At 67.1% G+C, this 13,645-nt stretch carries 19 protein-coding genes; 10 read left to right on the forward strand and 9 right to left on the reverse strand.

The window, feature by feature from the left end; genetic code table 11:
* Window positions 1–63 precede the first annotated feature (63 nt).
* A complete protein-coding gene (locus tag ACFOYW_RS14220) occupies window positions 64–648 on the reverse strand; it encodes a TetR/AcrR family transcriptional regulator (protein ID WP_390230201.1) in 585 nt (194 codons plus the stop codon).
* Window positions 649–766: 118 nt separating this feature from the next.
* On the opposite strand from ACFOYW_RS14220, the gene ACFOYW_RS14225 reads away from it, so the two are divergent.
* Both ACFOYW_RS14225 and ACFOYW_RS14230 read left to right on the forward strand, forming a co-directional pair.
* A complete protein-coding gene (locus tag ACFOYW_RS14225; RefSeq protein ID WP_390230204.1) occupies window positions 767–1,813 on the forward strand; it encodes an aldo/keto reductase in 1,047 nt (348 codons plus the stop codon).
* Window positions 1,814–2,066: 253 nt separating this feature from the next.
* Complete coding sequence (locus ACFOYW_RS14230) at window positions 2,067–2,393, forward strand: hypothetical protein (protein ID WP_390230207.1); 327 nt, start codon at window positions 2,067–2,069, stop codon at window positions 2,391–2,393.
* Window positions 2,394–2,463: 70 nt separating this feature from the next.
* Here ACFOYW_RS14230 and ACFOYW_RS14235 read toward each other — a convergent pair whose 3' ends face one another.
* Entirely contained in the window at window positions 2,464–3,333 is an 870-nt protein-coding gene (locus ACFOYW_RS14235; protein WP_390230210.1) for a phosphotransferase family protein, read from the reverse strand.
* Window positions 3,334–3,444: 111 nt separating this feature from the next.
* The gene (locus ACFOYW_RS14240; RefSeq protein ID WP_390230212.1) at window positions 3,445–3,864 is read right to left on the reverse strand and encodes a nuclear transport factor 2 family protein; all 420 of its coding nucleotides are present in this window, start codon (window positions 3,862–3,864) and stop codon (window positions 3,445–3,447) included.
* Between the two features lie 85 nt (window positions 3,865–3,949).
* Here ACFOYW_RS14240 and ACFOYW_RS14245 point away from each other — a divergent pair, with 85 nt between their 5' ends.
* The gene (locus ACFOYW_RS14245; protein WP_390230214.1) at window positions 3,950–4,516 is read left to right on the forward strand and encodes a TetR/AcrR family transcriptional regulator; all 567 of its coding nucleotides are present in this window, start codon (window positions 3,950–3,952) and stop codon (window positions 4,514–4,516) included.
* A 620-nt stretch (window positions 4,517–5,136) separates the two neighbouring features.
* On the opposite strand, the gene ACFOYW_RS14250 is transcribed toward ACFOYW_RS14245, so the two are convergent.
* Window positions 5,137–5,496: an SdpI family protein gene (locus ACFOYW_RS14250; protein ID WP_390230216.1), complete on the reverse strand. Its 360-nt coding sequence runs from the start codon at window positions 5,494–5,496 to the stop codon at window positions 5,137–5,139.
* Between the two features lie 115 nt (window positions 5,497–5,611).
* Window positions 5,612–5,893, reverse strand: coding sequence for a hypothetical protein (locus ACFOYW_RS14255; protein ID WP_390230218.1), 282 nt, complete (start codon window positions 5,891–5,893; stop codon window positions 5,612–5,614).
* Window positions 5,894–6,092: 199 nt separating this feature from the next.
* Between ACFOYW_RS14255 and ACFOYW_RS14260 the strand changes: the two genes are divergently transcribed.
* The 6 genes from ACFOYW_RS14260 to ACFOYW_RS14285 all read left to right on the forward strand — a co-directional run bounded on the left by ACFOYW_RS14260 (window position 6,093) and on the right by ACFOYW_RS14285 (window position 10,212).
* Window positions 6,093–6,452, forward strand: a complete 360-nt coding sequence (locus tag ACFOYW_RS14260) for a cupin domain-containing protein (RefSeq protein ID WP_390230220.1) — start codon at window positions 6,093–6,095, stop codon at window positions 6,450–6,452.
* A gap of 118 nt (window positions 6,453–6,570) precedes the next feature.
* Window positions 6,571–6,999 (forward strand): universal stress protein, encoded by a 429-nt coding sequence (locus ACFOYW_RS14265; protein ID WP_390230222.1) that lies wholly within the window; start codon window positions 6,571–6,573, stop codon window positions 6,997–6,999.
* Between the two features lie 367 nt (window positions 7,000–7,366).
* The gene (locus ACFOYW_RS14270) at window positions 7,367–7,972 is read left to right on the forward strand and encodes a DUF1453 domain-containing protein (RefSeq protein WP_390230224.1); all 606 of its coding nucleotides are present in this window, start codon (window positions 7,367–7,369) and stop codon (window positions 7,970–7,972) included.
* A gap of 16 nt (window positions 7,973–7,988) precedes the next feature.
* A complete protein-coding gene (locus tag ACFOYW_RS14275) occupies window positions 7,989–9,179 on the forward strand; it encodes a sensor histidine kinase (protein ID WP_390230227.1) in 1,191 nt (396 codons plus the stop codon).
* Window positions 9,176–9,838: a response regulator gene (locus tag ACFOYW_RS14280; protein WP_390230230.1), complete on the forward strand. Its 663-nt coding sequence runs from the start codon at window positions 9,176–9,178 to the stop codon at window positions 9,836–9,838. The genes ACFOYW_RS14275 and ACFOYW_RS14280 overlap by 4 nt, the downstream gene beginning before the upstream one ends.
* The gene (locus ACFOYW_RS14285; RefSeq protein WP_390230231.1) at window positions 9,835–10,212 is read left to right on the forward strand and encodes a hypothetical protein; all 378 of its coding nucleotides are present in this window, start codon (window positions 9,835–9,837) and stop codon (window positions 10,210–10,212) included. Before ACFOYW_RS14280 ends, ACFOYW_RS14285 begins: the two co-directional genes overlap by 4 nt.
* Before the next feature lie 60 nt (window positions 10,213–10,272).
* Here ACFOYW_RS14285 and ACFOYW_RS14290 read toward each other — a convergent pair whose 3' ends face one another.
* The 4 genes from ACFOYW_RS14290 to ACFOYW_RS14305 form a co-directional block, all read right to left on the reverse strand.
* Window positions 10,273–10,950: a DNA-3-methyladenine glycosylase family protein gene (locus ACFOYW_RS14290; protein WP_390230234.1), complete on the reverse strand. Its 678-nt coding sequence runs from the start codon at window positions 10,948–10,950 to the stop codon at window positions 10,273–10,275.
* Window positions 10,951–10,955: 5 nt separating this feature from the next.
* Window positions 10,956–11,417 (reverse strand): nuclear transport factor 2 family protein, encoded by a 462-nt coding sequence (locus ACFOYW_RS14295; protein WP_390230236.1) that lies wholly within the window; start codon window positions 11,415–11,417, stop codon window positions 10,956–10,958.
* Window positions 11,414–12,040 carry a pyridoxamine 5'-phosphate oxidase family protein gene (locus ACFOYW_RS14300; RefSeq protein WP_390230238.1) on the reverse strand — a complete coding sequence of 209 codons (627 nt, stop codon included), beginning with the start codon at window positions 12,038–12,040 and terminating at the stop codon, window positions 11,414–11,416. Before ACFOYW_RS14300 ends, ACFOYW_RS14295 begins: the two co-directional genes overlap by 4 nt.
* Before the next feature lie 344 nt (window positions 12,041–12,384).
* Window positions 12,385–12,921, reverse strand: coding sequence for a carboxymuconolactone decarboxylase family protein (locus tag ACFOYW_RS14305; RefSeq protein ID WP_390230241.1), 537 nt, complete (start codon window positions 12,919–12,921; stop codon window positions 12,385–12,387).
* A gap of 110 nt (window positions 12,922–13,031) precedes the next feature.
* Here ACFOYW_RS14305 and ACFOYW_RS14310 point away from each other — a divergent pair, with 110 nt between their 5' ends.
* Window positions 13,032–13,634 carry a CGNR zinc finger domain-containing protein gene (locus ACFOYW_RS14310; RefSeq protein ID WP_390230244.1) on the forward strand — a complete coding sequence of 201 codons (603 nt, stop codon included), beginning with the start codon at window positions 13,032–13,034 and terminating at the stop codon, window positions 13,632–13,634.
* Window positions 13,635–13,645: the final 11 nt, after the last annotated feature.

Here is a 13,645-nt window from a genome sequence, read left to right on the forward strand (position 1 = left end):
CGAACGGCCGCCTATGGCTCCAAGGTGCCGAACTCGTCCGGCACGGCTTCAGATTGATGTGGCCTATGCCCACTCCGGCTTGGACTGAAGCCCAGTGAACACGGTCGAGATCAAGCGGCGCCCCTGCGCGACGCCCTCGCCGGTGTTCGGCACGCGCCACAGGAAGCTCATCAGCATGATGACGTCAGCGGCATCGTGCCCCGGGGCGATGCTTCCTTCGGCCACGCAAGCGTCGAGCAACGTCGCGACCGCGGCGCTTGCCGGGCCCCAGGAGTCGTCGACGACCTGCTGAGCGGCGGCGGAATGCAGTGCGTCACCCAGGCCGTGCTTGATGCGGATATAGCCGGCGAGCATCTCGAACCACTCGACGAACGCCGCCTTCGCTGACGTGTTGCGCGCGAGCGCGTCCTCAGCGGCGCCGCTGAGCCGATCGATGTCGTGCTGGTAGGCGGCGAGGATCAGGTCATCGCGGGTGGGGAAGTGGCGGTAGAGGGTTCCGATGCCGACGCGCGCCTTCTTGGCGACGTCGCTCAGGGGAACGAGTGGATTCTCCGCGAAGAGCTCGTGCGCCGCGTCGATGATCGCCGTGCGGTTCTTCGCGGCCGCCTGGCGCTGCGTGCCGTAGCCCGTTGCTGTCTCGCTGCTCATGACTCGACCTCGCCTCATGTTGACATGCGGATGATCCTCCGCTAACTTGATTCACACTTGCGGAGCATCCTCCGCGACTCACTACGTTACCAGGACCTGACCTAAGGACGTCTTCATCATGCATTACATCAAACTCGGCACGACCGGCTTGGATGTCTCTCCCATCGCCATAGGCGCGATGACCTACGGGCAGCCCGACCGCGGCCATCCCGTGTGGTCGAAGCCCGAGGAAGAGTCCCGGCCGCTGATCAAGCACGCGCTCGAGGCGGGCATCAACTTCTTCGACACCGCCAACCTGTACTCGCTCGGCTCCAGTGAGGAGATCCTCGGCCGCGCGCTCAGCGACTTCGCCGACCGCGACGAGGTCGTCATCGCGACGAAGCTGCGTCACCCGATGCGTCTCGGCCCGAACGGGCGCGGCCTGTCACGCAAAGCCATCATGCAGGAGGTCGATCACTCGCTCGAGCGCCTCGGCACGGACTACATCGATCTGTACCAGATCCACCGCAACGACCACGAGACGCCGTGGGAGGAGACACTCGAGGCGCTTCATGATCTCGTCAAGGCGGGCAAGGTGCGCTACCTCGGCGCCTCATCGATGCATGCGTGGGAGTTCGCGAAGGCGCTGCACCTGCAGAAGATGAACGGTTGGGCCCGGTTCGCCACGATGCAGAACCACTACAACCTGCTCGCCCGCGAGGAGGAGCGCGAGATGATCCCACTCGCGCTGGACAACGGGGTGGGCACCATCATCTGGTCACCTCTGGCACGCGGTCGCCTCGCCCGCGCGTGGGATAACGCCAAAGCCACGACTCGCTCCGAGAGCGACGGCGCCTACGCCGATCTGCTCTACAGCCCGGCTGAGGAAGACTCGAACCGCGCCATCATCGACGCGGTCGGCCGCGTCGCCGAGGCGCACGGCGTCAGCCGAGCGCAGATCGCATTGGCGTGGCTCCGCCGTCAGCCGGTCGTGACCGCCCCGCTCGTCGGTGCCGGCTCGATCGCGCAGATCGACGACGCGGTCGCGTCGCTCAACGTGGAGCTGTCGGATGAAGACATCCGTTCGCTGGAATCGCCGTACACGCCGCGCTACGACTGGCAGGGCGTCTCCGACGAGGCCGAGCTCGAAGCCATCCGCAAGCGCGTGCCCGGCATGGCGCTGTAGTCAGAGCACCGACCGGCGCGCAAGCCGAAGATCGGATAGAGGGGGATCGGGTTGGGATGCAACGACGCGTCGCTCGCTGTCCCACTGGAGACGGCTCTACGCGCAGGACTGCCTTTCGCTCTCAGTCGTGGCGCCCCAGAACGCTGACGAATCGCACAACGTCCGGCGACACGACCCCGCCGCGCCTCTGGACGCCCCGAGCAAGATACGCGGCGCCGAGCAGAAGGAGACATAGAGGCATCAGGAGCTCTGCGTGCGCCCGAGCGAGGCCGAGAACAATACTCACGTTGCCGACAAACAGCGAAGCCGTGAGCGCGACATCCGCAGCGGCGACGGCCCAGAGGAGCCCTCGTTCGAGGCGCGATCCGCGGCGACTGCGCGTCTGCGCGACCGCGACGATGACGATCGCGACAGCGAACACAGCGGTCGGCAACAGGAACAGGGCAATCGTCACCAGGGACTCGCGCGCTGTGGTGGCGAGCGCGTGCCGCCCGGCCGTGGTCATGACCTGAAATACCAGATTTCGCGCGCCGAACACGATCGCGCGGCGGAGCCGACGGTCAAGAGTGAGCACCGGTGAACGAGACAGCTGGCCGGGAAAGAGACCTCTGCCCGGCAGGGTGACTGCATGCCCCGGCACGGTCCTCCGGCTAGGCGGCCTGAAGCAGCCGCTCGGCCCGCATCACCGCGCGTTGAATCTGTGCGGGCGGTCGCTCGTTGATGATGCCAAACGCGATCACTTGCAGCGCGAACGTGTCGCGATACGCCGCTGCCCGGGTCGCAGTTTGCGCGTCGGTGAGTTCAGACACCAGCGACCAGTCATGCCATGACGCGAGGGCAGCGACATCCTCCGCCGGGTCGCCAGGCGCGGCGAGATCCCAGTCAAGGATGCCCGTCACTCGCCCGCCGGTCCACAGAACGTTGCTCCCAGCGAGGTCGCCGTGGACAACAGCACTGCGATCCGGTCGAAGCGCTGCGAGAGCACCGACGCGCCGTCGCGCTTCCGGGCGAGCCCGCGCGTCGAGCAGCGGCACTACACGCTCGAGAAGAATCCCTTCCCAAGCGTCGCCGCCCATGAACGCGTGCGGCCGTGTCAAGAACTCGGCGAGTGGCTGGGGATCAAGCTCGTGCACTGCGGAGAGCAGGCGCCGCAACTCATCCGGGTTCCCCGATCCGGAAGAGTGGGGTGTGCCAGACAGGCGATCCGTCGGGATCGCAATGTGCCCCTCGAGTTCGACCGCTTCGCCTCGCGAGCGGGCGACCGCGAACGGCATATCGGGAAGCGCATCGACAAGCGCTTGCGTGCGGAGCAACTGCGCGACCCCGGCCGGTTGGCGAGAGATGCGAACAGCCGTGTCGCCAGCGAGCACCACGAGAGAGTTAGAACCGTGCTCGACCCAGGTCCACTCATCGCCCGCTGAATTGCCGCCGGCGTTCCTCACCGCTTGACGTGCAAGCTCGTCCAGCAACAACCACGGCGGCCTCGGGAATCGAATCTCGGCAGCGGCCCCGGCGGTCACACGGCGAGAGTAGCCCGCGCCCCCGTATGGGACTTCTGGAGCTCCATCGCGAACGATCGCCTCGATGCTTACCGCGGTTCGTTTAGCCGTCGCGGGGGAGTGGTGCCGTGCCTACGCGGCGTGGCGCTCGCCGTTATAGTCGCGGGCTTCGACGATGCGCCCGTTTCTCACCCGGGTGACCCAGATGCAGGGTGTGATCAGCGTCTGACCGTCGACGATGGTCTCGTAGTGAAACTCGGTGACGACGAGCTCGGGGTCGGTCGTCTCGCGGACGACAACATCCGCGGCGCGATGGGAATCCGGACGCGCACGGCGCGTGCCGATCGCCGAGGCGTGACGGCGAAAATCGTCATGAGTCCTCACTGGCGGGAGATCCGGACGCATCGGGTGCAGGACATAGGTCGGGTCTGCGTAAAGCTCAGTCATATCGTCGAGCGCACTCGCATCGCCCATGACCGCCCGGCTCACGCAGTCGAGCACCGCGTGTACGACCTCGGCGGGGGTTCTTGTCTCGTCGACTGCAGGCACCATCTACACTCCTTCTAACTGGCAAACGGAGTATCGACTCCGTGTTTCGAAGATTACCGGAGTGCGTACTCCGGTTCAAGGGAGTGCGATGCGCGCGGACGCTGAGGCAAACCGACGCCGGGTGCTGGATGCCGCTGAGGAGGTGTTCGTCGAGCAGGGGACCGACGCCTCGACGGAGGAGGTGGCGCGTCGTGCCGGCGTGGGTGTCGGCACGGTCTTTCGGCATTTTCCGACGAAGCGCGACCTGGTCGAGAGCGCACTGCTCTCCCGCTTTGACGAGCTCACTGCGCAGGCTCAGGCCGCCGAGTCCGAGCCAGACGCCACCACGGCGCTGTTCAACCTCATCGCCACGCTCGTAGAGCACGTCCCGGGAAAGCTGGCACTGGGGCACTACCTCTTCGGAGCTGAACGGTGGAGCGGACCCGCAAAGCAGGCGTCGATCGAGCTGGGAGCGGTCATCGAGCGGGCACTGCGCCGCGCGCAAGAGTCGGGCGGCGTCCGAGACGACATCGACGTCGACGAACTCGTCTTCCTCATCCGCGGACTGGCAGAGCCACGGATGCCTGGACCCACGCCCGACGCAGCGCGGCAGCGCGCCCGCCAGGTGGTCTTCGACGGACTACGCCGACCCCACCGGCCACCCATCGCGCCGTAGTCCTCGTCATCAGGCTTCGTCACCCCTTGTCCGACCACCCCTCGAAAACCAACCGATCCGATCTCGCGAGATCCTGCGCCGCCGCACAGCCACCAACACGCTTTCACGGCTCCCACAGCGCAATCGCACCGGATGATGCAGCGAGGATTGCGCCGGCATCCACCGCGGTGGACCCTTCCTGGATTCCCAGATCACGCCATTGAAAGTGAAAAGTAAGTAGTCCATCAGGCGGGAGCGGCCACAGCCACAGCCGATACCCCATCGAGTAGGCCCTGTCAGAACCACCGCCCCCGCGATGGTTCATCGACAGGACGGGCCCCTGAGGTGTTCTCACGCTCGACGGCTCCATCCGCCACCCGCGGTCTGCGGATGCCCGCCGTCGATGCGCCGTAGCGAGAAGACGGCGCCCGGCGTGCGCGCGAGAACTGAACCGACGGCGACTGGCACCGGAACCTCACCGATAGGAGGCTGACGCCACGGGGGTACCGCGGGCGGAGCCTCCTCTGGCGGCTCGGCATCGGGCAGAGAGTCGAAGAACTGCATGCCGCCAGTTCACCCCGATTGCCTCGCCGCGTCCACGCACCAGCTGCGTCCGTCAGCGCCGATCATGTAGCCGGCGTTCACGCCCTCGATTCGACCGATACCTTTGCTGCCCGGTTCGCGGCAGCAGTGCCCCAGAGGAGCCCCACGACGACCACGGCGAGGCCGACCAGCGCGATCAGGATCTGCGCAAGCTCGCCGAATGCGGGAATCGCGGCGACGAGAGCGATGACCACGGCGATCGGTGCAACCCGCGCGACCGCGGGGATCGCCGCTTTGTGGCCGGCCTCCCATGCCTCCTCGTCATGCAGGACCCAGCCGACGCGCAAGCCGATCGCCAGATTCAGCTTGATTCGGCCGTTCGCGCACGCCCGCACGCCGAGAACCACACCGAGCGCCATGATGACAACGATCAGCGGCAGGACCACGGTTGCGATCACAGGCTCAGCGTACGCGTCTCCCCGGCGTGGCCTTCTGGGCCCCTCGCACCCGCATCGGCGGTGCAGCCGCGGATGAAGGTACGTGGAGTGACTGCGGCGGCCACTCAGTTGCGCATCAGAACCCGGTGGCTGACGTGTAGCTCTTGGTCGAGTGGTCGTTGACCGCGCTCATCCGCCAGGCGACTGCCGATGACGGGTCGACGAGGCTGATCATTTGCACATCGATCTTGCCGTCTGCGAAACGGATGACGACGAGTGCGTCCGCACTCACCCCGGTCTGCTCGATCTTGACGTGGGCGAGCCCGGATCGCGCGTCTTTGGAGAACCGGAATGCGCCGGCGCCCGGCTCCTCAGTGGCATTCGGCGCGCCATAGTTCGAGCGCGTGACCGTTCGCATTTGCGGGGCGCTGGCGTCGGCGAGGGCTTTCAGGTAGCAGCGGACCGGTCCGCTCTGCCCGGCGATCGCGCCCGTGATCCGTGCCGGATCTCTGACTGAGCATGTCGTCGGTCGCTCCTCACGCGAGAATGAACGACAGCACTGCGTCGCACATGCGCCCGACCACGAGGACAGAGACCCGCTCATGTTGAAGAAGATCGTGCTCACCGACGCCTTCACTCGCTTCACCGATACGTGGAGTCCGAAGATCGCCGGTGACATCAACGACATGCAGGTCAAGGTTGCGAAGTTCGAGGGGGCGTTCACCTGGCACCACCACGACGGCGAAGACGAACTGTTCCTGGTCGTTGACGGCGCGCTGCGCATCGAGCTTGAGGACGGCGTCGTTGATCTGGTACCTGGCGAGCTCGTGATCATCCCGCGCGGCGTCGAGCACCGGCCTGTCGCGCAGCCGACGGCGAACGTGGTGCTGTTCGAGTCGGCAGCCACCGTCAATACCGGCAACGCGACGGACGACGCGCGCACAACCACGGACCTTGACCGACTGGAAAGCCTGTGACTCTTCCTGTCTCGTCGGCAGGTAGTCAGTGGCGTACCACGCGTCCCGGGTGCGGGATTCGCCGGCGATCGGCCCGTGATCTCGTTGACGGCGGCGCGCCGCCGAGGAGAATGCGTTCGTGGGGTTTCAGCGCCGAACCATCCTTGCCGCTGTTGACGGGTCGCCGTCCTCCTATCGCGCAGGGGCCTTGGCCGTCCATATGGCGCGTGTGGAGAGCGCTTCCTTGATCGGCGTGTTCGTGCATGCGCCGTCGACGCTTCTCGTGGGCACGGTCCCCGGGGCTGACGTCGCAGCCTACAAGGCGAACGCCGACCTGGCGGACGAACTCAGAACCCTCGCCAGTGTGCGCGCACAGTTCACCGATGTGCGCGTGCAGTTCATGGAGCGCCGCGGAGACCCCTGCACGGAGATCCTCTCCGTAGCGGCACAACAGGCGGCCGACCTCATCGTGGTCGGTGCGTCCGCGAGCCCCCTGCACCGCGTCGCGGGTTCTCTAGCAGCCCGACTCATCCGCAACGGAAGATGGCCCGTGACCGTCGTACCGTAAGGATTCATAGTTGGTCAAGGAGACCCCGTCGTTTCAGCCCCGCGCGGATGACGCGGCCGAGGCTGGCGCCGGCGACCACGAATAGCACCGCCATGCGCGGGCCGACGACCAGCAGGGCGAACCGTCAGGTTCTCCGGCGCGCAGCACGAGGCGCGCGAGCCGACGCCCGGCCGATGGAAGCTCCCGGTAGGCCACGTTGACGAGTCTCGCGTATCGGGCATAGCCAGCACCAGATCGAATCCAGGCAGATCGTGGGTGGAGAAGATCTCCACCCGAAGATACGCCGGAGGCCCGAGGCGGCAGCGGCGCGGGATTTCTACCTTGGGACACGTCCAGTTGAACGCACAGAGCTTAGGAGGTGGGATCGATGAGCGGTCCTATCGAGGTCATCCTCATCATCGTGGTGATCGGCTACCTGCTGATCCGTCGTCTCATTGGGGAAGCGGCAGAGGGCCGGCGGATGTTACTGCTGCCCGCGATCCTCACCGCGATCGGGCTGATGGACTTGGCGAAGGTCGCCCAGTCTCCCGTCTCAATCGGGTTCCTCATCGCGACGACGGCGGTAAGCGTGGTTCTCGGCTTGCTGCGTGGTGCGACGATCCGGGTCTTCGAGCAGGACGGACTGGTCTTCATGCGGTACCGCGTCATCACCGTGGTCTTGCTCGCCCTCAACTTCGCGATCAAGTTCGGTGCGAGCTTCGCGCTGGGTCTCGTGGACCCGTCCGCGGAGCACGCCGCGAGCAACGGTCTCCTCCTCACGCTGGGCTCTGGTCTGCTCGTAGAGGGGCTCGTCGTGCTGTCCAAGGCGGTGCGGACGAACAGTCGCATCCTGTGGAAGCAAGGAAAGGACGGGGAACCTCACAAGACGTCTTCGTTCCTCGACGGGCTGCAGCAGCGGGCGCACAGCGGCGCCTGGTCAGAGGCGGCACGCGATCGTGGGTTCGGTTCGCGGCCCGATGATGACCGCCGTTAGAGGAGAATCCGGGGCCATGAAGAGGTCTGTGGGCACGGAGACGAAGCGGGATGCTGTCGGCGAGTGGTGGACGCCCAGGTTCGGTGACGATCTGATCCGCCCGTTCGTCCTGGTCGGGGTGAGCGCGATCGCGATCACACAGCTCGTGCTGGACCCGCCGCGATCGTTCGCTCCACTGGTGTGGTCTCTGACAGTCGCCGTTGTGGTCATCGCCCTCAGCACATTGCTTCCCTGGACATCATTTCCGGAGTCGGCGCGCGTCACCTTGGTCACCGCGTTCGCAGTTCTTGCCGGCGCGCTCTTTCCGTTCCCACCGGCCGGGGCATCTGTTGTGCTCGTCTTCATCGCATCCAGCACGGCCGGCGAGAAGCTCGCCACGCGACAGGCCGCGCTCACGGTCGCCGCGACCGGTGCGGCTGTTGCCACGGTCGCTACGTGGTTGCTGTCCGTGACGGGCGTGCTCGGGTACCAGTCTCAGTGGTGGCTTTCGCTGGCCGTGGTGCTTCCGGTCTACATCGGCATCTCACGCCGGGACCGCGGCATGGCGCTACGCGCAGCCGAGTACGCGGTGGCCCAGCGCGAGCGCGCGTCCGCGTCGGAGGCGCGTGAAGCTGCGCTTGAAGAACGGGGCCGCATCGCCCGAGAGATTCACGATGTGCTCGGGCACTCGCTCTCGGGTATCGCGATGCAGCTCGACATGGCGGATGCTTTGCACGACAGTGACCGCGACGTCGAGGCGAACGAGGCCGTCAAGCGCGCCCGCGGGCTCGCGGTCTCGGGAATCGCCGAGACGCGGCGCGCGATCCAAGCGGTTCGCGAGGACACCCTGCCTCTGCCGCGCACACTGCAGAACCTCGCAGACGGCGCCGGCGCAGACCTCCGCGTGACTGGTGACCCGCTGCCCGTGGGTGTCGAGGTCGCCCAGACCGTTATCCGGGCCGCGCAGGAGGCGATCACGAACGCCCTCAAGTACGCGCCCGGGGGCCGCATCGACATCAGCCTCGACTACACGAACGACGCGCTCATCCGCCTGACCGTGACCGACAGCGGCGCGCCGCCCGACGCTCTCCACCGCGAGCCGCAGAGCGGGGGAATGGGCCTCGTCGGAATGCGCGAACGAGCAGCGCTCCTCGGCGGAACCGCGAACGCAGGCCCGAGCAGCCACGACGGCGCGGGCTGGATCGTGACCGTGGAGCTCCCACGATGAGCGCCATCCGCCTTCTGATCGTCGATGACCAGGCCGCGATCCGCGACGCGCTCGCGGTGATGCTCGACCTCGACCCCGACGTCAACGTTGTGGGAACCGCCGGTGACGGGCGCGCCGCGCTCGCATCCGTCGGCGCGCTCTCGCCAGACGTCGTGCTCATGGACCTGAACATGCCGGTGATGGGTGGCGTAGAGGCCACCAGCCGACTTCACAGCAGCCGTCCCACGCTTCCGGTGGTCGTGCTCACCACCTTCGAGGACGACGAATCGATCCTCGGCGCGCTACGCGCCGGCGCCCGCGGCTACCTCACGAAGGATGCGGACCGCGCGGTCATCACCCAGGCCGTGCGCAGCGCACACGCGGGTCACGTCGTGCTCGACCCCGACGTTCAGCTGCGGCTCGTAGAGCTCGCCACGCGCAGCCCCGCGCTCGAGCCGGCCCCCGCCGTGGCGCTCACCGCGCGAGAGCGGCAGATCCTCGACCTCATCGGCCAGGGGCTGCGCAACACGCAGATCGCCGAGCGCCTCACGATCAGCGAAGCGACCGTGAAGACGCACATCAACAACGTTTTCACCAAAGCCGACCTGCACTCCCGGGCCGACGCGGTGCGCCTCGCCCTGACGATGGCCGGAGCCCGCGGAACGGAGGAACGGCGATGACCCGTGCCTCGCTCATCCTGCCGACGGAACGTCGCGCGAGCAGCGGCCCGAGAAGTCTCATCATCCTGGCTGCGTCGCTACTCGTGGGCAGCTGGGCCGTCATGGTCGTCGACATGCTCTTCCATCCGCCTCTCGATGTCGGCGGACAGGTGGCCGTCCACATCCTTGCGGGCATCGCCGCGACGGGCCTGATCGTCGCCGCGATGATCCTCGCCTGCGTGACGCTCGCGTGGGGCGTCGCCCAGCGCCGACGGGCACAAAGCTCGGGACTCTCAGCCGCGACCGTGACCCCGATCGTCGTACTCGCCGCCGGCTCGTTCTCCTTCGTCGCCGAACGCGTCATCACGATCCTCGGCTACATCAACCTGCACTGAGCGGGCGTGTTCCAACGGGTCAGCGGACCGACCGCGCCTAAACCACCTCGCTGGCACGGTTCACGCCGTCGCGGCGCGCTGGTTCTGATTCTGCGCGGCATTGCCCGCAGACGGCGCGAGCGAGCGCCAGAGGATGGCGGACGCGAAGGTCCGCCACGGCGCCCACGCTTCGCCGCGCTCGCGGGTTTCGGGAATCGTCGGAACCTCGTCGAGACGGTACGCGGCTGCGATGGCGTTTCGGATGCCGACGTCGCCGGCGGGCAGGATGTCGGCGCGGTGGAGCTGGTGGATGAGGAACATCTCGGCCGACCACTGCCCGATGCCCTTGACGGCAACGAGCGCCTCGACGGCGTCGGCGTCGGAGAGATCTGCCATCTGCTCGATCGGCAGCCGCCCGTCGGAGACGTGCTCGGCGAGGTTCACGAGGTAACCGGCCTTCGCCCGGGACGTGCCCAGCCCTTTGATGCGCTCGGCGCCGAGTTCGAGGATTCCTGTCGCGTTGGGCGTGCCGTCGAGTGCGGCGACGAGCCGGTCGTAGAGGACGAACGCGACCTTCGTCGAGATCTGCTGGCCGAGGATGTGCAGGGCCATCGCTGCGAAGTTGGAACCTGTGGTGCGGCCGCCGTCGTGGAACTCGAACGGGTCGGGCATCCCGTACTCGACGACCAGCCGCGCGAGAACGGGATCAACATCGCCGAGCGCGGCATAGTCGCTCTCGCGCTCCCCGACGGCGGCCATTCGCGTCACCAGAGCGGGAAGTCGAGGCCGCGCTCGGACTCGGGGCGGGGGCCGAAAATACGGCGATCGGATGCTGCGATCTGCACGTCGTTGATCGAGGCCTCGCGCCGGCACATCAGGCCATTCTCGTCGAACTCCCATAACTCGTTGCCGTAGCTGCGCCAGTTCTGCCCCTCGGCGTCGTGCCACTCGTACTGGAAGCGCACGGCGATGCGGTTCTCACGGAAGCCCCACAGGCCCTTGCGCAGGGCATAGTCCTGTTCGCGCTCCCACTTGCCGGTGAGGAACTCGACGATCGCCGCGCGACCCGTGACGTGCACGTCGCGATTGCGCCACTCGGAGTCGGGCGTATAAGCGAGCGAGACCTTCTCGGGGTCGCGGGTGTTCCACGCGTCTTCGGCGGCCTGGACCTTTTTGAGGGCGCCCTCGGTGTCGAAGGGCGGGAATGGGGGACGGGTGTCGGTCATGGTCGATGGTCCTTTCGGTCAGTGACTACAGGGTTGCGCGGGTAGGGCTGGTGGGTGATCTCGTGGGCGCCGAGGCGTCGCCCGGAGACGACGCGCTGGGTCTCGAAGACGACCCGGCGGCCGGTGCCCGCGTCGTCGCCTGGGTCGCCGACGTGATCCCATTCCACATGCGCAGTCCCCGAGAGTTGAAGGGTGCGGCCGGCGTCGAAGTCGATGAATGCGAGGGATGCCTCGGGGTCGACGGCGAGATTGCCGAGGCTGTTGAAGAGGTTGTTTCCGGGGTAGTCCGGCCACCACAGCAGTGTCCGCGTCTCCACCCGCACGAATCCGGCTGCGCCGCCGCGGTGCGAGGCATCCGCCCCACGCTCGGGATTCACTGTTCCGAGAAACAGGGTGTCTGCGGTGCCGATCAGCTGCGCGTCGGAATCCGACAGCGCGACGTCGGGGAAGATCTCGGCAGCCGTTGGCGCGCCTGCTGCCGGTTCGAGCAGGCGCTGCTGGATGTACTGGGGGCAGTTCCCGTAGGCCTGGTCGACTTCGACGACAAGCCGGTCCTCGCTCGCCGCGACGAGTGCGCCGTTGATGCGCACACGCCGACGAGCAGCGAACTCGACTGTCGTCATGCCGAGTTTCTGCCCGGCGCGGATTTCTGCGAGCGGGTCGCCTGCGGGAATCCGCGTGCACCACAAGCCGCGTCGGTGAGACGACCTTGAGGAACCCGCGCGGCCCGACGAGCGGAGACGTCCACAGCCGCCCCGCCGCGTCGCGGGCGGTGATCACGCGGAAGGTGCGGTCGGCAAGGAATCCGGAGATGCCGCCGGAGAGCTCGACGGGCTCCAGCATCCGGGAGAGGCGTGCTGCCTCGCCTTGGACGCCGGCCCGCTGCTGGACGGCCAGCTCGCCGGCGTGGAAGCCCGCGTCGGCGAACTGGCTCGTCTTAGTCATGTCGTTCTCCTGCGGCGGCGCGTCAGAGGGTGACGACGGGCCAGTCGTTCTCGACGCTGGCGAGGACGTTGAAGTAGTTGGTGAGGATGTTCAGTGCGAGGTTGGCGACGACGTCGCCGATCTCGGCGTCGGTGACGCCGGCCGCGCGGGCGGCCGCGATCGTCTCGTCGCTCACATCGCCAGCGTTCGAGGCGATCTCGTTCGAGAGCTGCAGGAGCGCCTGGACGTGCGAATCCTCGGACTCGGCGCCGCGCGCCTTGCTGAGCTCGTCGGGAGAGACCTTGGCGATGTTCTCGCCGATGTAGGTGTGCGCCGAGAGGCAGTACTCGCAGCCGTTGAGCTGAGCGGTGGTGATCGCGAGCCGCTCACGCACCGCGGCAGGCAGCACGCCGGTCGCGACGGCGCCGTTCAGCGCCAGGTAGCTCTTCAGCAGCGCGGGGCTGTTCGCCATGACCTTCGTCATGGTCGGCACGAGGCCCAGGGACTTCTTGACGTCGCCGAGCAGCTCGGCGGCCTTCCCGGTCGCGTTCTCCGGCTCGATGGGGGCGATGGTCGTCATGTGTGACTCCTCAAGTTATCACGGGTGATGCGGTCTGCATCCGTGAGAAAGGGTGTAGCACGACTCTTCTAACGGATGCAAGTCAATTCATCCGTGATAAGGTGATTGTCATGAACAGCACAGCCGACGCCCGCGCCTGGGTCCTTCCCGAGGAGCCGACGCCGATCCGGCTGATGTCGACGATCTGGTGGGACACCGACGGCATCCACGACGACTTCGCCACAGCATCCGACGTCGACGACTGGCTCGACGCCGTCTCCATCGACCGCGCCGGTACCCACGCGACACCGTCCGAGCTCGCCGCCGCCATCCGACTGCGCGACGCCGCACGACGTGCCGCCGCTCATCTCACCGATGACGACCGACCCGCCGCGGCCTCCGCGATAGCAGATCTCGATGAAGCGATCGACACCATCAACACCGCCGCAACCCACGCGGCAAGCCCGCGGATCGAGAACCACGACGGCCGGCTGCACCTCACCGCTGAGACGTCGACGTCACCCGTGGTCGCCGCATTGGCGACCGTCGCGGAACAAATCATTGAGCTCGTCGGCGGCGATGATGCGGCGACGTTGCGCGCCTGCCATGCTCCCGGCTGCGTGCTCTACTTCGTCAAGACGCACCCTCGCCGTGAATGGTGCTCGGTCGCCTGCGGCAACCGTGCGCGTGCGGCACGGCACTACGACAAGGTACGGGTGCGCAAGACGGACTGAGCGGCCAGCGG

It is taken from the genome of Gryllotalpicola reticulitermitis (assembly GCF_042651345.1).
Taxonomy (GTDB): Bacteria; Actinomycetota; Actinomycetes; order Actinomycetales; family Microbacteriaceae; genus Gryllotalpicola; species Gryllotalpicola reticulitermitis.